We start from the raw sequence: 22,441 nt of genomic DNA on the forward strand, positions 1-22,441 counted from the left end.
CGGGAAGTCCTCCATGTCGCGGGGGTCAGTGAGCGGAGTGTTCGCCGGCGCCGCCATGGCGCCCGCCGTCGTGAGGCCGGCCGTCGCGGGGCCCGCCGTCGTGTGGGCCGTCGTCGTGTGGGCCGTCGCCGTGTGGGCCGTCGCCGTGTGGGCCGTCGCCGTGTGGGCCGTCGCCGTGTGGGCCGCCGGTGCCGAGGCCGTCGCTTCGGGGGCCGTCGCTTCGGGGGCCGTCGCTTCGGGGGCCGTCGCCGTCGGGGCCGGGGTGCGGGGTGCCGGGGGCCTCGATCGTGGCGAGCGCGCCGAGGGTGACGGGCTGGGCGACGGGGCGGCGGGGCGGCTGGGGCGGCTCGCCGGCCAGGCAGGAGACGGCGTAGCCACAGATGCGGCCCTGGCACCACCCCATGCCGGGACGGGCCAGGAGCTTGATCGAACGCGCGTCGGTGGCACCGAGCCGCTGCGCCTCGCGTACACGCGCCAGCGGCACCTCCTCACACCGGCACACGATCGTGTCGTCCCGCAACCACCCCTGCCAGCCGGGCCGGACGGGATAGGCCCGCTGCAACGCCTCCCCGAAAGCCCGCCACCGCTCCCTACGCCGAGCAAGCACACCGTCCGGACCCCGGCGACCCGAACCCGCACCCCGGGCCCCGACACCACGACCCGGACCGGCGTCCCCGGAGACGGCACCACGGCCCAGACCCACATCCTCGGCGCTGACACCACGGCCCAGGCTGAGCCTCGCGTCCTCGGCGATGGCGCGGCCCGCGAGGCGGCCCTCCAGTTCGGCCAGCCGCCATCCGCCCACACCTACGGGTTCGCCGGCGGCCCACACACCGGGGACGCTCGTGCGCAGCGTCGCGTCCACGGCCAGTACGGGGCTGCCGTCCACGTCGTGCCTGGTCGCGCAGCCGAGCTGGGTCCCGAGCTCGATCTGCGGGACGAACCCGTAGCCGACGGCCAGGGCGTCGCAGCGGACGACGCGGGTGGCGAGAACGTTCCAGCCGGCGTCGAGGCGGGCCACGGTCACGGCCTCCACCTCGGTGTCCCCGTGGGCGGCGATCACCGCCTGACGGGTGCGGTACGGCACCCGGTGCCGGGCCAGCGCGGCCGCGTACCCCGCCGCCTCGCCGGCCTTGCCCAGGGCGAGCAGCGGATGCCGGGCCAGCCCGAGCCCGCCGTTGGCCTCGTACACACCGAGCACCCGCGCCCCCGCCCCGGCCAGCGCGGTGGCCACCGGCAGCAGGAAGGGCCCGGTGCCGGAGACGACGACCCGCCGCCCCGCCAGAACCCCGCCCCCCTTGAGCAACGCCTGCGCACCACCGGCGGTGAGCACCCCAGGCAGATCCCAGCCCGGGAACGGCAACGGCCGGTCATGCGCCCCGGTGGCGATCAACAACCGCCGCCCCCGCAACACCACGGCCCGCTCCCCGCCGGCACCCACGCCGCCGGAGCTCGCCGGATGGGGTGATGGGGCCGGTGCGCTGGTCAGGCAGTGGACGGTCAGGCTGCCGTCCGGGTCGCGGGAGACGTTCCAGACCTGGTGCCGTGACAGCACGTCGGCGCGGGCGGTGAGGGCGTCGGCCTGCCGCAGGAACCGGGCGAGCCCGGCCCCCGGCTCGGGCCCTTCCTTGGGCACGGGTGCGTGCCGGAAGTACTGGCCGCCGAGCCGCGGCCCGGAGTCCACCAGTGCCACGCTCAGCCCGGCCAGCGCCGCCGTCAGCGCGCCCGCCACACCGGCGGGCCCGCCGCCGACCACCACGAGGTCGTACGTCACGGAATCGGTCACACGGTCAGTCACAGGGCCGCTCACAGGGCCGCTCACAGGGCCGGTCACAGGGCCGGTCACAGGGCCGGTCACAGGGCCGGTCACAGGGCCGGTCACAGGGTTGGTCGCGCTCCCAGTCTCAGGGCCGGTCGCGGGGTCGTGCGTCACGCCGTCGTCACCTCGTCTCCCGGTGCGGCCTCCAGCAGGCACGCCCGTTCAGGCGCCCGCCCGTTGACCGAGATCAGGCAGTCGAAGCAGACCCCGATCCCGCAGAACAGCCCGCGCGGCCGCCCGCCGAACCGGGTGGTGCGCCACGACTTCACGCCGGCCGCGTGCAGCGCCGCGCCGATCGTCTGGCCCGGCACGACGGGAACGCTGCGCCCGTCGACGGTGATGTGAAAGGTCACACGTCCTCCCCTGGAACGTGGCGGGTCACATTGGGCTCCTCCGCCGGGGCAGGGCAGGCCACGATTGCCTCCGCCGGGGTGAGGGGGGTCACGAAGTCTCCTCGGTGAAGCGGTCCGGGCGGAAGGGGGTCAGGTCCAGGTCGGGCTGTTCGCCGGTGAGCAGCTGGGCCAGGAGGTGTCCGGTGGCCGGGGCGAGCCCGATGCCGGCCCCCTCGTGCCCGCACGCGTGGTACAGCCCGGGCACGCGCGGATCGGCCCCGATGACGGGCAGGTGGTCGGGGCAGTACGGCCGGAAGCCGCAGTACGACCTGATGGCCCGGACCTCGCGCAGCGCGGGGAAGAGCGCGACGGCCTGGGCGGCCAGCCGCGACAGGACGGGCACCGACGTCGTCCGGTCGAACCCGACCCGCTCCCTGCTGGCCCCGATGAGCACGGTCCCCGCGGGCGTGCCCTCCACGACGGCCGAGGTCTCCAGGCCGGCGGAGTCGCTGGCCACGTTCGTCACGTAGGCGGCGGTGTAGACCTTGTGCCGGATGAGCGGCTCACGCAGCGGCTCGGTGACGAGGATGAACCCACGCCTGGGCAGGATCGGCAGGTGAGCGCCCGCGAGCGCGGCGATCTGCCCGCCCCAGGTGCCGGCCGCGTTCACGACGGCGTCACCGAGGACGTCTCCCTGAGAGGTGCGCACACCCGTCACCCGCTCACCGGAGCGAAGGAAGCCGGTGACCTCGACACCGAGACGCAGCCGCACGGTGCCATGCCCGTTGTCGCGCCCGTGGCCGCGCTCGTTGTCGCGGCCGTAGTCGTCCCCGTAGCCGTGCCCGTTGCCGTGCCCGTTGCCGTGCCCGTAGTCGTCGGCGCCGCGCCGGAGCAGGGTGGCGGCGGCCAGCATGGGCTGCACCTGCGCGTCCTGCGGGTAGTAGACGCCGCCGGCCAGCCCCCCGGCCAGGTGCGGCTCATGGTCGCGCAACTCGGACGCCCCCACGAGCGCGTACTCCACGCCCTGCTCGGCGGCCAGCCCGGTGAGCTGCCGCTGCACGTCCTCGGTCTCGGCGACGACCAGCCCGCCCTTGGCCTCGAACTCGAACCCGCCCGGCTCGGCGAGCGTGCGCCACAGCCGGTTCGACAGCACGGCCAGCTCCAGCTCGGGCCCCGGTTCCTTGTCGGACACCAGGATGTTGCCCTCGCCCGAGCCCGTCGTGCCGCCCGCCACGGGCCCGCGGTCGACCACGGTCACGTCGAGGCCCGCGCGCGCGGCGTAGTAGGCGCAGGCCGCGCCCACGACTCCGGCGCCGACGACGATCACGTCGGACATCACCACCTCCTCTCAGTAATATGTCACATACCTTGAGGTCTTGAGAAGCCTGTTCCCGGTGGCGGGACCGGTGGGCCCGGCCCCTACCATCGATGACGTGAAGCTACCCACGGACAACTCCAACCTCTTCGTGCGTTTCCTGCTGTCCTTCTGGGCACCCACGACTCGCTCGCTGCGCGGTTGGGCGCTGGCGTCCGTGGTGGTCAACGCGGGGATCACGGTGACCGGGGCGGGCGTGCGCGTCACCGCCTCCGGGCTCGGCTGCCCGACCTGGCCGAGGTGCACGCCCGACAGCTTCGTGCCGGTGGCGCACCCCGAGGTGTCGCCGCTCAACATGGCCGTGGAGTTCGGCAACCGGCTGCTGACCTTCCTGGTGCTCGCGGTCGGCGTCGCGTGCGTGCTGGCCGCGCTGCGGCTGGCCCCGCGCCGGGTCTCGCTGGTACGCCTGGCCTGGCTGCAGCCGGCCGGCATCGTGGCCCAGGCGCTGTGGGGCGGGCTGGTCGTCAACACGATGCTCAACCCGTTCACCGTCGGCACCCACTACCTGATCTCCAGCGGCCTGATCGCCGTCTGCTGGCTGCTGTACGCGCGCGCGGGCGAGGGCGACGGCCCCCTGCGCCGGGTGACCCACCGCGACATCCGCAGGCTCGGTCACGTGCTGCTGGCCGCGGCGTTCGCGCTGCTCGTGGCCGGGGTCGTGGTCAGCGGCACGGGGCCGCACTCGGGCGACGAGATGGCCTCGCGCTTCGACCTCGACATCGAGGCCGTGGCCCGCTTCCACGCCGACCTGGCCTACCTGGTGGTGGGGCTGACGTTCGCGCTGCTGTTCGCCCTGCACGTGACCAACGCGCCGAGGCCCGCCAGGCGGGCGGCGCTGGCGCTGCTCGGGGTGGAGCTGCTGCAGGGCGTGATCGGCTACACCCAGTGGTTCCTGGCCGTGCCGGCCGCGCTGGTGCTGCTGCACGTCCTGGGCTCGACGCTGGTCTGGATCGCCGCCCTGCGGGTCGTCACCTCGCTGCGTGTCCGCGACGGCGAGCCCGCCCCGGTCAGCCCCTCCCCCACCGAGGCCACCGAGGCGACCGCCGCCGTCTGAGGTGATGTGCGGGGATATGCGGTGGTACGTCCGCCACTCCCCCACCCCGCGCGACGCCCGTTTCGCGAAATAAGTCCGCCCCGCTCGTGCCCCGCCCCCGGTCAGCCCGGCGCGCCAGGGGCGCCGGGCGCGTAGCCGGGCGGGGGTGAGCCGCGAGCCACCGACCTGGTGTGCATCGAGGGCACGGGGAAGTCGGCCCGCGCCGTGCTCATGCACTCCAGCAGCGCCCGCTGCTCCTCGTGGAAGTCGTGCTCGTCGACCATGTGCCGGGCCGCCCGCTCGTGCAGCAGCCCCAGCTCGGTGGCGGCGAGCTGGTAGTCGCGCATCGCGCGCACCCCCCGCTTGCCGCCGTAGGCGCGGGCCCACTGCCGGGCCTGGCGGCGCCGGGAGAAGGCCGAGAGCATGTAGACGTCGGCCTGGGTGACGAGCTTGGTCGGCTCGTACGGCGGCAGATACCGCTGGATGAGCGCCACGATGCGCCGCCGGTCCTTGAAGACCACGCCGATGAGCACGACCAGGACGACCAGCAGCACCAGATAGGCCACGACGAGCCCGGGGAAGCCGCCGTAGGAGGCCAGGCCGTTCCACAGCCCGTGCAGGATCATCGCCCCCGACCAGCCGGCCAGCACGTAGCTCACCCGCTCGGGCCCGCTCCGCTGGGCCGCGTACGCCACGCCGACCCCGATCATCGAGGTGAACAGCGGATGCGCCAGCGGCGACAGGATGCCGCGCAGCACCACCGTGACGGCCAGCCCCTTGACGCCGGAGGTGGACAGCGCGCCGAGGTAGTAGCTGACGTTCTCGCTCATGGCGAAGCCGAGGCCGACCATGCTGGCGTAGATGACGCCGTCGGTCGGCCCGTCCAGCTCGGCCCGGCGGAACCTGAGCAGGCCCAGCAGCACCAGGCCCTTCATCGTCTCCTCCACCACGGGCGCGCCGAACGTGGCCGCGATGTTGCGCGCGCTGGCCTCCGACAGCTGGGCGGTGTCGATGATGTAGTGCAGGTTGAGCGAGTTGATCACACCGGCGACGAGCACTGCGACGCCCGCGCCCCACGCGAAGGCGAAGATCAGGTTGCTGCGCGGCTCCGGCTCCATCCGGTCCAGCGCCAGCACCGCCGCGAGCAGCAGCGGAACCGGCGCCAGGGCGAGGGCGAGGGCGATGAAGAACTGCACCGGAGCGCCGTTGAAGACGTCGAAGGAGAACGAGACCAGAGCGCAGATGCCGGTGAGGACCAGCCCGATGATCAACGCGAACGACGGGCGGTCCTTCAACACCCAGCGTGGATCACGGGTCGCCATACGGTGACCTTAACGGATCAGAGTGCCGGGGTCCGTGCGGGTCCTCGCAGTGCCGGTCGAGGCCGGGAATCCCGTGGTCGACCTGGAGTGTCGTGTGCCCGATCGCGAACCGTTCGTGCAGCAGGTCCGCGAGCCGGGTGCGCACCCGGTGGCAGTCGGAGCCCCTGGCCACGATCACGTGGGCCGACAGGGTCGGATAGCCACTCGTCACCGTCCAGACATGCAGGTCGTGGATCTCCTCCACGTCCGCGTCGGCGGCCAGCACCCGGCCGATCTCGTCGGGGTCCAGGTCGCTGGGCGCGGCCTGGAGCAGCACCCGGCCGGAGTCGCGCAGCAGCCCCCACCCTGCCTTGAGCATGAGGGCGGCCACGACCAGGGCGGCGATCGTGTCGGCCTGGCGGAAGCCGGTCAGCCAGACCACGAGGCCGGCCACGGCGGTGGCGATGAAGGCGTACATGTCGTTGAGCACGTGCTGGAAGGCGCCCTCGACGTTGAGGCTGCGCCGGTTCGCCCTGGACAGCAGCCAGGCGGCCAGCGCGTTGACCGCGATGCCCGCGACGGCGGTGACGACCACGATCGGGCCGTGCACCTCGGGCGGCTCCAGCAGCCTGCGCACGCCCTCGTAGACGAAGTACGCCACCAGCAGCAGCAGCGTCACCCCGTTGATCTGTGCGGAGAGGATCTCGGCCCGCTTGTAGCCGAAGGTGTAGGCCCCCTTCGCCGGCCTGGCGGCGATGCGCATCGCGATCAGGGCCAGCGCGATGGCGCTGGCGTCGGTGAGCATGTGGGCGGCGTCGGAGATCAGCGCGATCGAGTTGGCGACCACACCGGCGACCACCTCGACCGCCATGTAGCCGAGGATCAGCGCCAGCGCGCCGAGGAGGTAACGCCGGTCGGCGTCCGCGCTCAGCGCATGGCCGTGCCCATGACCGTGCCCATGACTGTGCCCGCCCCCGCGGGTCTGATCGGGCCCGTGATCGCCGCTCATCCGGTCTCCTTCAGATGCTCCCGGCTCAGGTCGAGGAGCATGCGGACGTGAGCGTCCGCCAACCGGTAGTAGATCATGCGCCCGGCTCTGCGGCTGGCCACGATGCCGGCCGTGCGCAGCAGGCGCAGCGCGTGGGAGACGGCGGTGTCGGTCACCTCGACGGCGTCGGCCAGGTCGCACACGCACAGCTCCCCCGCCTCCAGCAGCGCGTACAGCAGCCGGGCCCGCGTGGGGTCGCCGAGCAGGCGGAACAGCTCGGCCAGCCGGGTGGCCTCGTCAGGCGTCACGAGCCGGTCCCTGGTGGCCGCGACCCTGGCCGCGTCCGGCTCCGGCACGACGCACCCGTCCAGCGCCGCCACAACACCTGAAGAGCTATTCATATGTGCATGATACGAAAGAGGAAAAGCCCGGCGCAACGGCCGGGCGGTGGGCAGGACGAGAGGCTCAGGCCAGCAGCGGATCGATCGCCACGGCCAGGAACAGCAGCGCCAGGTAGGCATTGGACCAGTGGAAGAAGCGCATCGGCCGCAGGTCGACGCCCGTCTTGCCGGCGTTGAGCCGGGCGAGCAGGCGGTGCACCTCCCACAGGCACATCGCGCCCAGCACGGCGGCCACGATCGCGTAGAACGGCGTGGTGCCCGCCACCGGCCACAGCGCCAGCGAGCACAGCACGGTGGCCCAGGTGTAGGCGATGGACTCCAGCACGACCCGCCGCTCGGTGGCCACCACCGGCAACATCGGCACCTTGGCCGCCGCGTAGTCCTCCTTGTAGCGCATGGCCAGCGTCCAGGTGTGCGGCGGCGTCCAGAAGAACACCACGCCGAAGAGCACCAGCGGCGCCCAGTCGAGCCGCTCGGTGATGCCGGCCCAGCCGATCATCACCGGCATGCAGCCCGCGATGCCGCCCCACACGATGTTCTGGGCCGTGCGCCGCTTGAGGATCATCGAGTAGACCAGCACGTAGAACAGGATCGCCGCGAGCGACAGCACCGCGGCCAGCCAGTTGGTGGTCGCCCAGAGGCCGATGGTGGACAGCACGCCCAGCACGATGCCGAAGATCAGCGCGCCGCGGGGCGAGACCTGGTGCCTGGCCAGCGGCCTGCGGCGGGTGCGGCGCATCTTCTGGTCGATGTCGCGGTCCACGTAGCAGTTGAGCGCGTTGGCGCTGCCCGCCGACAGGGTGCCGAAGACCATGACCGCGATCGACGTCCACAGCGGCGGCAGGCCGCCCGCGGCGAGGAACATCACCGGCAGCGTCGTGATCAGCAGCAACTCGATGATCCGCGGCTTGGTGAGCGCGATGTAGGCCTTGATGGTCATGCCTATCGAGCGCGGCGCCTCCACCTGCGGTGAAGGGGCCGTCGCCTGCCTGTTGGTCAGCACCGTCAAGGCGCTTCCAGCCTGTGCGGAGTCAACGCGTAACCTCTGATAAGAGCGGATCCATGGGCGGGCGCCGTGACGCCCCTGCGAACAACCAAACTGTAGTCGCAGGGTCGGCCGGTCCGGCCAATGGGGGGCTTGCGCCGTACATGGACACGCGCGGGTGGAATGGGAATCGATCGCCATCTCCACTCGGTTAGGGTCCCGTGTAGGCGCGGGCCGCACAACCAGCGGCGGGCCGCCGAAGACGGTCGGCCGCGGGGCGGGAAAGCCGACCGGCACCACCACGACAACTAGATTCCGGAGATCGAGCACTTGAGCACCGAACTCGTGCCAGCCCTTGAATGGACCGACCTGGACAAGCAGGCGGTCGACGTCGTTCGAGCCCTGGCGATGGACGCAGTGGAGAAGGCGGGCTCGGGTCATCCCGGCACCGCCATGAGCCTGGCCCCCGCCGCATACCTGCTGTTCCAGCGCGTGATGCGCCACGACCCGACCGATCCCGGCTGGATCGGCCGCGACCGTTTCGTCCTGTCGTGCGGCCATTCCAGCCTGACGCTCTACATCCAGCTCTACCTGTCCGGCTACGGGCTGACGCTCGACGACCTGCGGCGGCTGCGCCAGTGGGACAGCCTGACGCCCGGCCACCCCGAGCACGGCCACACGGCCGGCGTGGAGACGACGACGGGCCCGCTGGGCCAGGGCCTGGGCAACGCGGTCGGCATGGCGATCGCGGCCCGCCGCGAGCGCGGCCTGTTCGACCCCGACGCCGCGCAGGGCGCCTCGCCGTTCGACCACCGCATCTGGTGCTTCGTCAGCGACGGCGACATCGAGGAGGGCATCAGCCACGAGGCCAGCTCGATCGCCGGCCACCAGAAGCTGGGCAACCTCATCGTCGTCTGGGACGACAACCACATCTCCATCGAGGACGACACGCAGATCGCGAAGTCCGAGGACGTGGTCGCGCGCTACCAGGCCTACGGCTGGCACACCGAGAGCGTCGACTGGACCGTCACCGGCGACTACGCCGAGGACGTCCCGGCCCTGTACGAAGCCCTTGAGGCGGCCAAGGCCGAGACCGACCGCCCGTCGTTCATCCGGCTGCGCACGATCATCGGCTGGCCGGCGCCCAACAAGCAGAACACCGGCAAGGTCCACGGCTCCGCCCTGGGCGAGGCCGAGGTCGCCGCCACCAAGCAGGTGCTGGGCATGGACCCGGCCAAGACCTTCGACGTGCCGGCCGAGGTGCTCGACCACGTCCGCGGCGTCGCCCAGCGCGGCCGCGCCGAGCACGCCGAGTGGGAGAAGACCTACGCCGAGTGGCGCCTGGCCAACCCCGAGCGCGCCGCCGAGCTCGACCGCATCTCCCACCGGGAGCTGCCGGCCGGCTGGGCCACGGCGCTGCCGTCGTTCGAGAAGGGCTCCTCGGTCGCCACCCGCAAGGCCTCGGGCGAGGTGCTCAACGCGCTCGCGCCGGTGCTGCCCGAGCTGTGGGGCGGCTCGGCCGACCTGGCCGAGTCCAACAACACCACGATGAAGGGCGAGCCGTCCTTCATCCCCGAGGAGTTCCAGACCAAGGCGTTCCCGGGCAACCGTTACGGCCGCACGCTGCACTTCGGCATCCGTGAGCACGCCATGGGCGCCATTCTCAACGGCATCGCGCTGCACGGCGGCACCCGCCCCTACGGCGGCACGTTCCTGGTCTTCTCCGACTACATGCGTCCCTCGGTGCGCCTGGCCGCGCTGATGAAGCTGCCGGTCACGTACGTGTGGACGCACGACTCCATCGGCCTCGGCGAGGACGGCCCGACCCACCAGCCGATCGAGCACCTGTGGGCGCTGCGCGCGATCCCCGGGCTCGACGTGGTGCGCCCGGCCGACGCCAACGAGACCGCCTACGCCTGGAAGGCCGTGCTGGAGCACACCGACCGGCCCGCCGCGCTGGCGCTGACCCGGCAGAACCTGCCGGTCTACGAGGGCACGAGCGCCGACGGCGTGGCCCGCGGCGGTTACGTGCTGCGCGAGGCGTCCGACGGCCAGCCGAGGGTCATCCTCATCGCCACCGGCAGCGAGGTGGAGATCGCGGTCAACGGCCGCGACATCCTGGAGTCTCAGGGAATACCCACGCGAGTGGTGTCCATGCCGTGTGTCGAGTGGTTCAACGGGCAGGATTCCGCATACAGGCAGACGGTTCTGCCCTCGTCGATCCGGGCTCGCGTAGCGGTCGAGGCGGGCATCGCGCTCGGCTGGCACGCCTACGTCGGCGAGTGCGGTGAAGTGGTCAGTCTCGAACACTTCGGTGCCTCCGCCCCGTACAGGACTCTGTACGAGCAGTTCGGACTGACGGCGGAGCGCGTGGCGGCCGCGGCCAAGGCGAGCCTGGCCAAGCTGGGTCAGGACAAGGGCGAGACGACGGGAAACTGAGAAAGATCATGAGCGAGAACCTCAACAAGCTGTCCGGCCAGGGCGTTGCCATCTGGCTCGACGACATCAGCCGCGAGCGCCTGCGCACGGGCAACCTCGACCAGCTGATCAAGGAGAAGAACGTCGTCGGGGTGACCTCCAACCCGACGATCTTCGCCGGCGCGCTGAGCAAGGGCGACGCCTACGACACCCAGCTGCACGACCTGGCCGTACGCGGCGTCGACGTGGGTGAGGCCGTACGCGCCATCACCACCTACGACATCCGCTGGGCCGCCGACGTGCTGCGCCCGGTCTACGACGCCAGCGGCGGCGTGGACGGCCGCGTGTCGCTGGAGGTGGACCCGCGCCTGGCCCGCGAGAGCGAGAAGACGATCGCCGAGGCCCGCGCGCTGTGGTGGCTGGTCGACCGGCCCAACCTGCTGATCAAGATCCCGGCCACGCTGGAGGGGCTGCCCGCGATCACGCAGGCGATCTCCGAGGGCATCAGCGTCAACGTCACGCTGATCTTCTCCCTGGAGCGCTACCGCGCGGTCATGGACGCCTGGCTGACCGGCCTGGAGGCGGCCCAGGCCAAGGGCCTCGACCTGGCCTCGATCGAGTCGGTGGCCTCCTTCTTCGTCAGCCGCGTCGACACCGAGATCGACAAGCGGCTCGACCAGCTCGGCAAGCCGGAGCTCAAGGGCAAGGCGGGCGTGGCCAACGCGCGCCTGGCGTACGCGGCGTTCGAGGACGTCGTCAACTCCGAGCGCTGGCAGCGCCTGCGCGCCGCCGGCGCGCGCCCGCAGCGGCCGCTGTGGGCCTCGACCGGGGTCAAGAACCCCGAATACTCCGACACCCTCTACGTCGACCAGCTCGTCGCGCCCGGCACCGTCAACACGATGCCGGAGAAGACGCTCGACGCCACGGCCGACCACGCCAACGTCACCGGCGACACCGTGCGCCCCTTCTACGAGCAGGCCTGGAACACCATGGCCGCGCTGAAGGACGCCGGCGTCGACTACGACGACGTGGTGCGGGTCCTGGAGGAGGAGGGCGTGGAGAAGTTCGAGGCGTCCTGGAACGAGCTGCTCGAGAGCGTCAGCAAGAACCTGGTTCCGTGATGGAGGTCTCTTACCGCGAGGAGGGGGTGGCCTCGGCCGCCTCCTCCGCCGCGGGGCGCCTCGTCGCCGACGGCGTGCCCGCGCGGCTCGCCGCCGGCGACCCCACGTTGTGGGGTGAGGACGCCGAGGCGGAGGCGGCGGTCAGGCTCGGCTGGCTGACGCTGCCCCGCTCCTCCCGCGAGCTGCTGCCCGTCCTGGGCGAGCTCGCGGGCCGGGCCCGCGCCGCGGGCCTGACGAACGTGGTCCTGGCCGGGATGGGCGGCTCCTCGCTGGCGGCGCAGGTCATCTGCGACACCGCCGACGTGCCGCTCACGGTGCTGGACACGAGCGATCCAGGGCAGGTGCGCCGGGCGCTGGCGGAGGGGCTGGAGTCGACGGTCCTGGTGGTGTCGAGCAAGAGCGGCTCGACCGTGGAGACCGACTGCCACCTGCGGATCTACGAGCGGCTCTTCGCCGAGGCGGGCCTCGCGCCCGCCGGCCGCGTCGTGGTCGTCACCGACCCTGGCTCGCCGCTGGAGCGACGGGCCGTGGCGGCCGGTTACGACCTGGTGCTCGCCCCTCATGGCGTGGGCGGCCGCTACTCCGCGCTGTCGGCGTTCGGGCTGGTGCCCGCCGCGCTGGCGGGGGCGGACGTGGAGCGGCTGCTCGACGACGCGGAAGAGGTGCTGCCGCTGTTGTCGCTCGACAGCGGCAACCCCGGCCTCGACCTGGGCGCGGCGCTCGCCGGCGCGGCCCTGGCCGGCCGGGACAAGCTGATTCTCGAGGACCAGCTCTCGGCCATCACCGGGCTGCCCGACTGGATCGAGCAGCTCGTCGCCGAGTCCACCGGCAAGCAGGGCAGGGGGATCCTGCCTGTCGTGGCCGCCGACCCGGCCGGGACGGATGACGAGCTGGTCGTGGCGATCGAGTCCGACGTCGGCGACGTCCGCGTGGACGGGCCGCTCGGCGCGCAGTTCCTCGTCTGGGAGTACGCCGTCGCCATCGCCGGGACGCTGCTCGGCATCGACCCCTTCGACCAGCCGAACGTGGCCGAGTCGAAGGAGAACACCGCCGCCCTGCTGGCCCTGCCCGATCTGCCGACCGACGCTCCCGCGTTCGCGGACGGCCCGGTCGAGGCGTACGGGCCGGTGACGGCCAAGGACCTGCCCGGCCTGTTCGCCGAGCTGCTGGACGCGGTCCCCGATGACGGCTACCTGGCGATCACCGCCTACCTCGACCGGCTGGCGGCCTTCGACGCGCCGGTGCCCGACGGGGCCGACTTCGAGCAGATGACCGACGCCTGGATGATGGCCGACCCGGCCACGCTGCGGGCGCTGCTCGCGCTGCGCACCGAGCGGCCGGTCACGTTCGGGTGGGGGCCGCGATTCCTGCACTCGACCGGGCAATACCACAAGGGCGGCCCGCAGAACGGGGTGTTCCTGCAGATCACCGGGGCGGTGACCGAGGACGTCGCCGTGCCGGGCAGACCGTACACGCTGGGCCGGCTCCAGCTCGCGCAGGCGCTCGGCGACCTGGGGGCGCTGGAGACCCGCGGGCGTCCGGCCGTACGCCTGCACTTGACCGACCGCGCGGCCGGAGTCGCGCGTTTGCTCGCAGCCGCACAGGAGGCTTGAGATGACAGACCCGGCAGCACCCGCGGAGGAGGCCGCCACCGTGGCGGCCGCCGTCGCGGGCACCGCCACCACCATGGAGGTGGCAGCCGCCAACCCGCTGCGCGACCCGCGCGACAAGCGGCTGCCCCGGGTGGCGGGACCATGTGTGATGGTGTTGTTCGGCGTGACGGGGGACCTGGCCAAGCGCAAGCTGCTGCCGGCGATCTACGACCTGGGCAACCGGGGGCTGTTGCCGCCCGGATTCTCCCTGGTCGGGTTCGCCCGGCGGGATTGGAAGGACCAGGACTTCGCCCAGTTGACGCACGACGCCGTCAAGGCCCACGCCAGGACGCCCTTCCGCGAGGAGGTCTGGAAGCAGCTGCGTGAGGGCATCCACTTCGTTCCGGGCGAATTCTCGGACGACGGGGCGTTCGACGCGCTGGCCATGGCCTTGGCCGAGATCGACGAGACCAGGGGCACGGGCGGAAACTACGCTTTCTACCTGTCCGTGCCGCCGAAGTTCTTCCCGGTGGTGGTGGAGCAGCTCAAGCGGACCGGATTGTCCGACGCGCCCGACGGCTCGTGGCGGCGGGTGGTCATCGAGAAGCCGTTCGGTCACGACCTGCAGTCCGCGCACCAGCTGAACGAGATCACCACCTCGGCCTTCCCGGAGAGCTCGATCTTCAGGATCGACCACTACCTGGGCAAGGAGACCGTCCAGAACATCATGGCGCTGAGGTTCGCCAACAACCTCTACGAGCCCATCTGGAACCGCAGCTTCGTCGACCACGTGCAGATCACGATGGCCGAGGACATCGGCATCGGCGGCCGGGCCGGCTACTACGACGGCATCGGCGCGGCCCGCGACGTGATCCAGAACCACCTGCTCCAGTTGCTCGCCCTCGTCGCCATGGAGGACCCGACCTCCTTCGACGCCTCGGCGCTGCGGCGGGAGAAGGAGAAGGTGCTCAAGGCCGTGCGGCTGCCGGCCGACCTGGGCCTCAACACGGCCCGCGGCCAGTACTCCGCGGGCTGGCAGGGCGGCGAGAAGGTGGTCGGCTACCTCCAGGAGGACGGCATCTCGGCCGAGTCCAAGACCGAGACCTACGCCGCCATCAAGCTGGAGATCGCCAACCGGCGCTGGGCCGGCGTGCCGTTCTACCTGCGCACGGGCAAGCGCCTGGGCCGCCGGGTGACGGAGGTGGCCGTGGTGTTCCAGCGGGCGCCGCACCTGCCCTTCAGCGCCGACGACACCGAGATCCTGGGCCAGAACGCCCTGGTCGTGCGGGTCCAGCCGGACGAGGGCATCACGGTGCGCTTCGGCTCGAAGGTGCCGGGCACGCAGATGGAGGTCCGCGACGTCTCGATGGACTTCGCCTACGGGGAGTCGTTCCTGGAGTCGTCTCCGGAGGCGTACGAGCGGCTGCTGCTGGACGTGATGATCGGCGATCCGCCGCTCTTCCCGCACCAGCGGGAGGTGGAGCTGTCGTGGAAGATCCTCGACCCGATCGAGGAGTTCTGGGCCACGCAGGGCCAGCCCGAGGGCTACGAGTCAGGATCGTGGGGGCCCGAGTCGGCCGACGCGATGATGGCCCGTGACGGCCGGGTGTGGAGGAGGCTCTGATGACCACGTTCATGCTGACGGACACCACGGCCGGAAAGATCTCCGCCCAGTTCATGCACCTGCGGCACCAGATGGGCGCGCCGGCCATCGGCATGGTGCTGACGCTCGTCGTGGTCAGCGAGGAGCGGCACCAGTACGACGCGCTGCGCGCGGCCACCGAGGCGGCCCGCGAGCACCCGTCGCGCATCATCGTCGTGATCAAGCGCGAGGAGGACGAGCCGATCAGGCTCGACGCCGAGCTGCGGATCGGCGAGAACACGCCCGGCGAGGTCGTGGTGCTGCGCCTGTACGGCGAGCTCACCGAGCACGCCGACTCCGTGGTCAGCCCGCTGCTGCTGCCCGACACCCCGGTGGTCGCGTGGTGGCCGGGCGCGGCCCCCGACGTGCCCTCCAAGGACGCGATCGGGGCGCTGGCGCAGCGGCGCATCACCGACGCCAAGGGCTTCGACGACGGCGGTGTCAAGTCGCTGGTGATCAGGGCCAAGGGGTACGCCCGTGGTGACACCGACCTGGCCTGGGCCCGGCTGACGCCGTGGCGCAGCCTGCTGGCGGCCGCGTTCGACCAGCCGGTGGGCAAGGTGCGCAAGGGCGTGGTGGAGGCCTCCGCCGGCCATCCGAGCGCGCCGCTGCTGGCCGCGTGGCTGTCGGAGCGGCTGGGCGCGAGCATGAAGGTCGCCGAGTCCGCCGGTCCCGGCCTGACCGCCGTGCGGCTGCAGCTGGCCGACGGCGAGCTCGCCGTGGTCAGGACCGACGCCCGGCTGGCCAAGCTGTCGCGTCCCGGCCAGCCCGACCGCAACGTGGCGCTGGCCAGGCGGCAGACCTCGGAGCTGATGGCCGAGGAGCTGCGCAGGCTCGACACCGACGAGATCTACGAGACCGCCGTCAAGCGGTTCGCGAGGACGTACAAGGGATGACGACAGTTCAAGGGATGGCGACCGTGAGCGTTCCCGGCATCGTCGTGCACCGCAACGCGGACGTCCTGGCCAAGGCCGTGGCGGCGCGGATCATCACCCGCCTGGTCGACGTGCAGTCGGCCAAGGGGTCGGCCTCGATCGTCCTGACGGGCGGCACGGTCGGCACGGCCACGCTGGCCGCCATCGCCGCCACCCCCGCCAGGGACGCCGTCGACTGGCGGCGCCTGGACGTGTGGTGGGGAGACGAGCGGTTCGTCCCCTCGGGCGACAAGGAGCGCAACGAGACCGGCGCCCGCGAGGCGCTGCTCGACCACGTGGACGTGGACCCCGAGCGGGTCCACGTCATGCGCGGTCCCGACTCGGGCATGACGGCCGAGGAGTCCGCCGACGCCTACGCCGCCGAGCTGCGCAAGGCCGCCAGGCCCGAGGACCACGGGCCGGTCCCGAACTTCGACGTGATGCTGCTCGGCATGGGCCCCGACGCGCACGTCGCGTCGCTGTTCCCCGGCCTGCCCGCGCTCTACGACACGCGCCCGGTGGTGGCGGTGCACGGCTCGCCGAAGCCGCCGCCCACGCGCATCTCGCTGACGCTGCCCGCCATCCAGGCCTCGCGCGAGGTGTGGGTGGTGGCGGCCGGTGAGGAGAAGTCGGGCGCGGTCCGGCTGGCCCTGTCGAAGTCCGGGCCGTTCCAGGTGCCCGCGGCGGGGGCCAGGGGGCGGGGGCGGACGCTGTTCCTGCTGGACCGGGCGGCGGCCGGCAAGATCCCGCCGGGCCTGGGCCGCATCGCCTCCCCGTAACGGGTCACGGCGGCCGGAGGGCCGCCACAGGGCCGACCCTCGGCGACCGGCCGGGATCAGCCCTGTGGCGGCCCTTCTACGCGGCCGGATTCCGCTGGCCGGTCCTCCTACGCGCCCGGATTCTGCGCGGCCTCCTGGCCGGTCAGCGCGTCGATCTCGTCGATGAGCAGCCGCTTGCGCTCCTCGCTCAGGTACGACGCCCGCACCCCGTTCCGCGCGAAGGCCGCCAGCTGTTCCTGCCCGAACCCGAACGCCCGCGCCACCGCCCGGTACTCCGCGGCCGTCGTCGTGGCGAACATCGGCGGGTCGTCGCTGTTGAGCGTGACGAACAGCCCCTCCTCCAGCAGCCGGGGCAGCGGATGGTCCTCGATGCGGGCGACCTGGCCCGTGCACACGTTGGAGGTCGGGCACACGTCCAGCGGCAACTGCGTCTCGCGCAGGTACGCCACCAGGCGCGGATCGGACAGGCAGCTGATGCCGTGGCCGACGCGCTCGGCGCCGTAGCCGTCGATGACCTCCCAGATCGTCTCGGGGCCGCTCATCTCCCCGCCGTGGGGCACGCTGTGCAGGCCCGCCGCGCGGGCGGCCGAGAATGCCGAACGGTAGGCGTCGCGGTATTTGCGGCGTTCCTGCTCGATCCCGCCGATGCCGAAACCTACCAGCGCGGCGGGAGGTTCTTTCAGAGCGTGCTCCACGGTCACGTTCGCCGCCTCCTCGCCGTACTCGCCGGGGATGTCGAAGATGTAGGCCATCTCCACCCCGTACTCGCTGAGCGAGCGGCTGGAAGCCAGGTCCAGCGCCTCGGTGACGGCGTGCATGGGCAGGCCGACCAGGTGGTGCGCGTACGGGGTGACCTGCAGTTCGGCGTACCTGACGCCTTGCGGGACGAGGTCGCGGGCCAGGCCGAGGACGAGCGTGGCCACGTCCTCGGGCTCGCGTACCAGGGAGTTGACGGCCCCGTAGACGCGGGCGAAGTGGGGGAAGTCGGTGAAGGTGTAGAAGCGGCGCAGCTCCTCCTCCGAGGTGGGCACCTCGCTGCCCGGGTGGCGGCGCGACAGCTCCAGCACGGTGGGCACCGAGGCCGAGCCCACCAGGTGCACGTGCAGTTCGACCTTGGGCAGGGCGTCGATGAAGGCGTCAAGGGTCATGCCGACGACCATAGGGGCGGCGTTTCCCGGAAAGACAGGCTTTGGCGGCTAATCTCACATTCATTTGTCAGGTTCTCCGGCTGAGCTAGGCTGAGCCCCGTGACGGACGCCGAAGCCTACGAGCGCGGCTTCGCCCGCCTCAGCTCTTACACCGTCGGCCCCCTCCTCGCCCGCGTGGCGGCGAGCCGCGGCTCGCGCCTGCTCGACGTGGGTTGCGGCACCGGGGTGGTGACCGCGGCGGCGCTGGCGATCGGCGCCGAGGTGACGGCCGTCGACGCCGATCCCGGCATGGTCACGCTGACCGCCCGCCGTCATCCGGCCGCGACGGTACGGCCGGCCGCGCTTCCTGAGCTGCCGTTCGCGGATCAGCAGTTTGACGTGATAGCGGGAAATTTCATCATCAATCACGTGCCCGACGCCGCCGAGGCGCTCCGTGAGCTGCGCCGCGTCCTGCGGCCGGGCGGCGCGATCGGCCTGACCTGGTGGAAGTCGGACGAGATGACGGCCACCGGCGTCTTCGCCGACGCCATCGCCGCCGCCGGGGTCCCCTACGAGCCGCCGGCCCGCTCCTTCACCGCCCACGACACGCCCGAGCGCTTCACCGCCCTGCTGACGGAGGCCGGTCTCAGGCAGGCCTCCGTGGTAGACGTCAGATGGCGGCACCGGGCCGGCCTGGCGGCCTGGTGGACGGACATCGTGCGGGCGGGCGGGCCCCGGTTCGCCGTCATCGGCCGTCAGCCGCCGGAGGTCGTCGAGCGGATCAGGGCCGGCTACCTGCTGCTGGCGGCGCCGTACGAGGAGGAGGGTTTCCCGGTCTGCGCCCACCTCGCCTGCGCGCACCGCTGAGACGCCCCGCCCGTCCCGCCTGCGCGCCGCTCAGACACGACGTTCCCGGCCCTTCAGCGGCCGGCGAGCGCTTCGTACCGCACGCCCGTCAGCTCGGCCGACACCTCCCACAGGCGCGCGGCCAGTTCCTCGGAGCCGGCCCGCTCCGACGGGACGAGCGGCTTGGCCTTGGGGCCGAAGAACTCGCCGCCGCGTACGTCGGGCGAGGTAGCGGCGTACAGCGACGGGACGGCCCCCGCCGCGGCCGGCTTCAGCAGCAGCCCCACCAGCGGCTGCAACGGCCCCACCTTGACGATCCGGGTGGCCGTCGCACCGGGGTGGGTCACCGTGCTGAGCAGGCCGACCCCCGCCTTGTCCGCCCGCCGCTGCAGTTCCAGCGCGAACAGCACGTTGGCGAGCTTGGAGCGCCCGTACGCGGCCATGCGCCCGTAGCGGCGCTCCAGGCCCAGATCGTCGAAGTCGATCCGGCCCGCGTTGTGCGCGTCGCTGGACACGGTCACGACCCGGGCGCCTGGAGCGGCGGCCAGCAGCGGCAGCAGCAGCCCGGTGAGCGCGAAGTGCCCCAGGTGGTTGGTGCCGAACTGCATCTCGAAGCCGTCCTTGGTCGTCCCCTTGGGGACCATGGCGATGCCGGCGTTGTTGATCAGCAGGTCGAGCTCGCGCACGCCCGCGGCGAACTCCCTGACCGAGGACAGGTCTGCGAGGTCCAGCCGCCCGTACTCGACCTGGGCCCCGGGCACCTCCCGCAGGATCCGCGCCACCGCCTCCTCGCCCCTGCCCCGGTCACGCGCCGCCACGACGACATGCGCGCCGTGCCGGGCCAGCTCCAGCGCGGTGGGGAACCCGATGCCGCTGTTGGCTCCGGTCACGACGGCCGACTTTCCGCTCAGGTCGGGCATGGAGGCTGGGGTCCAGGCGGTCATCGGCGCTCCAAACATGCGGAACCGTCTCGTAGATCAAAGACTAGACGTTCCGGACGTCCCGTAGATCACGGGCGGACGCCCAGTCGTTCCATGATCACGGGGAACGCGCATGTGCCGTACATCGCAGCCGAACGTCCACGCGTGCCGCAGGGCGCACGCTAGCGCTCCAGCCGCAGGCGGGCGTGTCGCTCCTCGCGCCGTGTCACCTCCAGCCGCTGGGTGCTGTCCTCCAGCTTCTTGCGCGCCTTGGCCAGCTTCTGCTCCAGCCGCGCCACCTTCTCCGCGCGCTCGCCGTGCTCCTTCTCGACCGCGTCCAGGGCCTCGCGCCACTCGCGGTGCGCCGCCTCGGCCTCGCGCCGCTCCTCGGCCTTCCTGGCCTCGGCCGCCGCGCGCCTTTCGGCCTCCTCCGCCCGAGCCTGCTCCGTGTCCTCGGTGCCCCCGCGTTTCCCCTTGGCGGCGGCAGGGCGGCCGCGCGGGACGGGGGCGGGGGCGAAGCCGCTGAAGCGCAGCGGCTTGTCGAGCCGCCCGCGGCGCACCTCCTCGGCCGCGCCCGCGTCCACGACGGCCGCGTCCAGCGTCTGGTCCACCTCGGTCCCCGCGGCGGCCGACAGGCCCGCGCCCTCCCGTGCGAGCCGGCCCGCCTTCCCGGTCACCTCGCCCCGCCGCCGGGTCAGCTCGGCCAGCTCGCCCGCGTCCTGACGTTCCCAGGCCGCGCGCAGGCTCTCCCCCACGTCGAGGAGTTCGGCGAGCTCGGCGGGATGCTCGCGGGCCAGCCGGTTCACCGCCCAGGCGGAGACCGTCGGCCGGCGGAGTTTCGCGATGTCGCGCGAGAGCCGTACATCCCCCGCGTCCTTGGCCGCGCGGGCCTCCGCCGTGCGCGCGGCGGTGAACTCGGACGGCGGCAACGCATACAGGCGGTCGGCCACCTCGTCAAGATCCACACAGGACAAATACCCCACATGGCCGGGTTTCTAGCGCATAGTGGAGGCAGCCCCAGCCGAACGGAGGCATCCGGTGTTCGAACGCTTCACCGACCGTGCGCGCAGGGTCGTCGTCCTCGCTCAGGAGGAGGCGCGGATGATGAGCCACAACTACATCGGCACGGAACACGTGCTGCTCGGCCTCATCCACGAAGGTGAAGGGCTCGCCTCGCTGGTGCTCGACAGCTGCGGCGTGGAGATCGAGCACGTACGCGCGTTCGTCGAGCGCGAGGCCGGCCACGGCAGCAAGGCCCCCAGCGGGCACATCCCGTTCACACCACGCGCCAAGAAGGTCCTGGAGCTGTCCCTGCGCGAGGCGCTGCAGCTGCGGCACAACTACATCGGCACCGAGCACATCCTGCTCGGGCTGATCAGGGAGGGCGAGGGGCTGGCCGCCCAGGCGCTCGCGGACGCCGGCGCCGACCTGGTGGACGTGCGCCAGCGCGTGCTCGACCGGGTGGGCCGCGGCCCCAAGGAGCGCCCCACCGAGATGTTCTTCGCCGGCGGCTCCGTGCTGAGCGAGCGGCTCACCCAGATCCAGGAGAGCCTCGCCCGCATCGAACGCCACCTCGGCATCCAGCAGCAGGAGCCGCCCGGCCGGCTCGGCGACGACGAGGCCGGCCAGGGCTGAGACCGCCTGGCTGGGGCCGGCCTGGGCTGAGACCGGCGCGTGCCCGGCCGGCGGAGGCGAGCCCGATCCAGGACGGCGCGAGCCTGGGCCGAGTCCAGCGCGAGCCCGGCTACGGCGAGCCTAGGCCGTGGCCAGTGCGCCGACCGGCAGTCTCGCCTCCATCACCCCCGGGTCCTCGGTGTAGGCGAGGCCGGCGCCCAGCGCGATCAGCAGCCGGCGCATCCGCGCGTTGTCCGACAGCATGGTCGCCCTGACCTCGGCGTAGCCCAGGTCGCGGGCCGCCCGTACGAGCATTCTGGCCATCGCCGTGCCCAGACCGCGCCCCTGCCAGCGGTCCTCGACCAGGAAGGCCATCTCCGCGATGCCCGGGTCGGGGGTGAACATGAGGTTGGCCATGCCCACCACCTGCCCGTCGTGCCCGGCGACCAGTGAGTATCCCCTGCTCCTGTCGCAGAGCTTGTCGAACGCGCGCGGCGGCAGCGCCGGCATGGAGGTGAAGTAGCGGAACCTGCGCGACTCGGGCGAGCACCTGTCGTGCAGGTCGCGCACGGCCTCGCGGTAGATCGAGGTGAGCGGGCGCACCGTCACCTCCGCGCCGTCGGCGAGCTTGATCGCGCGCTCGGCCGTGGCCGGCTCCGTCGCGGGCTGGGCCAGCCGGGCGAAGGAGGCCGCCCTGGCCGCCTCGGTCAGCGTGAAGGGCAGCTCGGAGCGGCGCAGGCGGACGGCGCGCCTGGGCGCGACGGGGACGACGAGCTGGGTCGGGTCGGGAAGATCACTCACGGGCTCACCATAGATCCACCGGGCGTCGTCCGCGCGCAGCAGCTCGGCCAGCAGCTCCGGCAGCCGCCAGGGCATCGTGCGCAGCCTGGAGGCCAGCAGTAGCGCCCGGGTGGGCTCGTCGGTCAGCTCGTGGGCGGTGGCGGGCACCACCTCGACGCGGCGGCCCCCGGCCGCCTCCAGGGCCTCGCGCACGGTCTCGGCGCTGGCCGGGATGTCGGCGACGAACTCGTCGACGGTGCCGTCGGTGTCGGACTGTACGCTCAGGCCGAGGATGTTGCCGCCCCGGTCGGCCAGGGCCGAGGCCAGCGAGGCCAGCCGGCCGGGTCGCTCGTCCACCGTCGTTCGGATGCGCAGGAATCCCATGGGCACGAGCATGCCGCGCGGCTGTTACACGGCCGCTACCGACGTGTTTACATTGCGTATTTCGTCGCAT

19 protein-coding genes and 1 pseudogene are annotated in these 22,441 nt (G+C 72.3%); 9 read left to right on the plus strand and 11 right to left on the minus strand.

What is annotated here, in order from left to right; genetic code table 11:
* Nucleotides 1-25 precede the first annotated feature (25 nt).
* The 3 genes from B0I32_RS48910 to B0I32_RS48920 all read right to left on the minus strand — a co-directional run bounded on the left by B0I32_RS48910 (nucleotide 26) and on the right by B0I32_RS48920 (nucleotide 3,487).
* A complete protein-coding gene (locus B0I32_RS48910; RefSeq protein WP_106251486.1) occupies nucleotides 26-1,786 on the minus strand; it encodes an FAD/NAD(P)-dependent oxidoreductase in 1,761 nt (586 codons plus the stop codon).
* Nucleotides 1,787-1,929: 143 nt separating this feature from the next.
* A complete protein-coding gene (locus B0I32_RS48915; RefSeq protein WP_219912407.1) occupies nucleotides 1,930-2,172 on the minus strand; it encodes a (2Fe-2S)-binding protein in 243 nt (80 codons plus the stop codon).
* Between the two features lie 88 nt (nucleotides 2,173-2,260).
* The gene (locus B0I32_RS48920; RefSeq protein WP_106251490.1) at nucleotides 2,261-3,487 is read right to left on the minus strand and encodes an NAD(P)/FAD-dependent oxidoreductase; all 1,227 of its coding nucleotides are present in this window, start codon (nucleotides 3,485-3,487) and stop codon (nucleotides 2,261-2,263) included.
* 97 nt (nucleotides 3,488-3,584) lie between these two features.
* On the opposite strand from B0I32_RS48920, the gene B0I32_RS48925 reads away from it, so the two are divergent.
* Entirely contained in the window at nucleotides 3,585-4,580 is a 996-nt protein-coding gene (locus B0I32_RS48925; RefSeq protein ID WP_106251580.1) for a COX15/CtaA family protein, read from the plus strand.
* 101 nt (nucleotides 4,581-4,681) lie between these two features.
* Here the strand turns inward: B0I32_RS48925 and B0I32_RS48930 are convergent, their stop codons facing one another.
* The 4 genes from B0I32_RS48930 to B0I32_RS48945 all read right to left on the minus strand — a co-directional run bounded on the left by B0I32_RS48930 (nucleotide 4,682) and on the right by B0I32_RS48945 (nucleotide 8,258).
* Nucleotides 4,682-5,881, minus strand: a complete 1,200-nt coding sequence (locus B0I32_RS48930) for a PrsW family intramembrane metalloprotease (RefSeq protein ID WP_106251492.1) — start codon at nucleotides 5,879-5,881, stop codon at nucleotides 4,682-4,684.
* Complete coding sequence (locus B0I32_RS48935) at nucleotides 5,868-6,869, minus strand: cation diffusion facilitator family transporter (protein ID WP_106251494.1); 1,002 nt, start codon at nucleotides 6,867-6,869, stop codon at nucleotides 5,868-5,870. Before B0I32_RS48935 ends, B0I32_RS48930 begins: the two co-directional genes overlap by 14 nt.
* Complete coding sequence (locus tag B0I32_RS48940; RefSeq protein WP_106251496.1) at nucleotides 6,866-7,249, minus strand: ArsR/SmtB family transcription factor; 384 nt, start codon at nucleotides 7,247-7,249, stop codon at nucleotides 6,866-6,868. Before B0I32_RS48940 ends, B0I32_RS48935 begins: the two co-directional genes overlap by 4 nt.
* A gap of 64 nt (nucleotides 7,250-7,313) precedes the next feature.
* The gene (locus B0I32_RS48945) at nucleotides 7,314-8,258 is read right to left on the minus strand and encodes a heme o synthase (RefSeq protein ID WP_106251497.1); all 945 of its coding nucleotides are present in this window, start codon (nucleotides 8,256-8,258) and stop codon (nucleotides 7,314-7,316) included.
* 384 nt (nucleotides 8,259-8,642) lie between these two features.
* Here B0I32_RS48945 and tkt point away from each other — a divergent pair, with 384 nt between their 5' ends.
* From tkt to pgl, 6 genes are all read left to right on the plus strand, one after another.
* Nucleotides 8,643-10,673, plus strand: coding sequence for a transketolase (gene tkt, locus B0I32_RS48950; RefSeq protein ID WP_245956634.1), 2,031 nt, complete (start codon nucleotides 8,643-8,645; stop codon nucleotides 10,671-10,673).
* An 8-nt stretch (nucleotides 10,674-10,681) separates the two neighbouring features.
* The gene (gene tal / locus B0I32_RS48955; RefSeq protein WP_106251501.1) at nucleotides 10,682-11,773 is read left to right on the plus strand and encodes a transaldolase; all 1,092 of its coding nucleotides are present in this window, start codon (nucleotides 10,682-10,684) and stop codon (nucleotides 11,771-11,773) included.
* On the plus strand, nucleotides 11,773-13,386 hold the full coding sequence (locus B0I32_RS48960) for a glucose-6-phosphate isomerase (protein WP_106251582.1): 1,614 nt from the start codon (nucleotides 11,773-11,775) through the stop codon (nucleotides 13,384-13,386). The genes tal and B0I32_RS48960 overlap by 1 nt, the downstream gene beginning before the upstream one ends.
* A gap of 73 nt (nucleotides 13,387-13,459) precedes the next feature.
* Entirely contained in the window at nucleotides 13,460-14,989 is a 1,530-nt protein-coding gene (zwf, locus tag B0I32_RS48965) for a glucose-6-phosphate dehydrogenase (protein WP_106251583.1), read from the plus strand.
* A complete protein-coding gene (locus B0I32_RS48970) occupies nucleotides 14,989-15,903 on the plus strand; it encodes a glucose-6-phosphate dehydrogenase assembly protein OpcA (protein ID WP_106251584.1) in 915 nt (304 codons plus the stop codon). The genes zwf and B0I32_RS48970 overlap by 1 nt, the downstream gene beginning before the upstream one ends.
* A 23-nt stretch (nucleotides 15,904-15,926) precedes the next feature.
* On the plus strand, nucleotides 15,927-16,700 hold the full coding sequence (gene pgl, locus B0I32_RS48975) for a 6-phosphogluconolactonase (protein ID WP_106251585.1): 774 nt from the start codon (nucleotides 15,927-15,929) through the stop codon (nucleotides 16,698-16,700).
* Between the two features lie 107 nt (nucleotides 16,701-16,807).
* Here the strand turns inward: pgl and add are convergent, their stop codons facing one another.
* Entirely contained in the window at nucleotides 16,808-17,848 is a 1,041-nt protein-coding gene (gene add / locus B0I32_RS48980; protein WP_106251587.1) for an adenosine deaminase, read from the minus strand.
* 99 nt (nucleotides 17,849-17,947) lie between these two features.
* Between add and B0I32_RS48985 the strand changes: the two genes are divergently transcribed.
* On the plus strand, nucleotides 17,948-18,694 hold the full coding sequence (locus B0I32_RS48985) for a class I SAM-dependent methyltransferase (protein WP_181308620.1): 747 nt from the start codon (nucleotides 17,948-17,950) through the stop codon (nucleotides 18,692-18,694).
* A 53-nt stretch (nucleotides 18,695-18,747) separates the two neighbouring features.
* Here B0I32_RS48985 and B0I32_RS48990 read toward each other — a convergent pair whose 3' ends face one another.
* Nucleotides 18,748-19,617: an oxidoreductase gene (locus tag B0I32_RS48990; protein WP_106251505.1), complete on the minus strand. Its 870-nt coding sequence runs from the start codon at nucleotides 19,615-19,617 to the stop codon at nucleotides 18,748-18,750.
* A 158-nt stretch (nucleotides 19,618-19,775) separates the two neighbouring features.
* The gene (locus B0I32_RS48995; protein WP_146178585.1) at nucleotides 19,776-20,558 is read right to left on the minus strand and encodes a hypothetical protein; all 783 of its coding nucleotides are present in this window, start codon (nucleotides 20,556-20,558) and stop codon (nucleotides 19,776-19,778) included.
* Between the two features lie 73 nt (nucleotides 20,559-20,631).
* Between B0I32_RS48995 and B0I32_RS49000 the strand changes: the two are divergent.
* Nucleotides 20,632-21,105 (plus strand): annotated as a pseudogene (locus B0I32_RS49000) (Clp protease N-terminal domain-containing protein); the annotation flags it as partial.
* A 243-nt stretch (nucleotides 21,106-21,348) separates the two neighbouring features.
* Here the strand turns inward: B0I32_RS49000 and B0I32_RS49005 are convergent.
* The gene (locus tag B0I32_RS49005; protein ID WP_106251589.1) at nucleotides 21,349-22,371 is read right to left on the minus strand and encodes a GNAT family N-acetyltransferase; all 1,023 of its coding nucleotides are present in this window, start codon (nucleotides 22,369-22,371) and stop codon (nucleotides 21,349-21,351) included.
* Nucleotides 22,372-22,441: the final 70 nt, after the last annotated feature.

This window comes from Nonomuraea fuscirosea, from assembly GCF_003001935.1.
GTDB classification, from domain to species: Bacteria; Actinomycetota; Actinomycetes; order Streptosporangiales; family Streptosporangiaceae; genus Nonomuraea; species Nonomuraea fuscirosea.

What these genes read in the sequence shown, in the direction of transcription:
- B0I32_RS48940 (WP_106251496.1), bottom strand. Translation starts at nt 7,249, where the DNA reads ATGAATAGCTCTTCAGGTGTTGTGGCGGCGCTGGACGGGTGCGTCGTG.
- B0I32_RS49005 (WP_106251589.1), bottom strand. Translation starts at nt 22,371, where the DNA reads ATGGGATTCCTGCGCATCCGAACGACGGTGGACGAGCGACCCGGCCGG.
- B0I32_RS48970 (WP_106251584.1), top strand. Translation starts at nt 14,989, where the DNA reads ATGACCACGTTCATGCTGACGGACACCACGGCCGGAAAGATCTCCGCC.
- B0I32_RS48935 (WP_106251494.1), bottom strand. Translation starts at nt 6,869, where the DNA reads ATGAGCGGCGATCACGGGCCCGATCAGACCCGCGGGGGCGGGCACAGT.
- add (WP_106251587.1), bottom strand. Translation starts at nt 17,848, where the DNA reads ATGACCCTTGACGCCTTCATCGACGCCCTGCCCAAGGTCGAACTGCAC.
- B0I32_RS48990 (WP_106251505.1), bottom strand. Translation starts at nt 19,617, where the DNA reads ATGACCGCCTGGACCCCAGCCTCCATGCCCGACCTGAGCGGAAAGTCG.
- tal (WP_106251501.1), top strand. Translation starts at nt 10,682, where the DNA reads ATGAGCGAGAACCTCAACAAGCTGTCCGGCCAGGGCGTTGCCATCTGG.
- B0I32_RS48920 (WP_106251490.1), bottom strand. Translation starts at nt 3,487, where the DNA reads ATGTCCGACGTGATCGTCGTCGGCGCCGGAGTCGTGGGCGCGGCCTGC.
- B0I32_RS48960 (WP_106251582.1), top strand. Translation starts at nt 11,773, where the DNA reads ATGGAGGTCTCTTACCGCGAGGAGGGGGTGGCCTCGGCCGCCTCCTCC.
- tkt (WP_245956634.1), top strand. Translation starts at nt 8,643, where the DNA reads ATGGACGCAGTGGAGAAGGCGGGCTCGGGTCATCCCGGCACCGCCATG.
- B0I32_RS48930 (WP_106251492.1), bottom strand. Translation starts at nt 5,881, where the DNA reads ATGGCGACCCGTGATCCACGCTGGGTGTTGAAGGACCGCCCGTCGTTC.
- zwf (WP_106251583.1), top strand. Translation starts at nt 13,460, where the DNA reads ATGGAGGTGGCAGCCGCCAACCCGCTGCGCGACCCGCGCGACAAGCGG.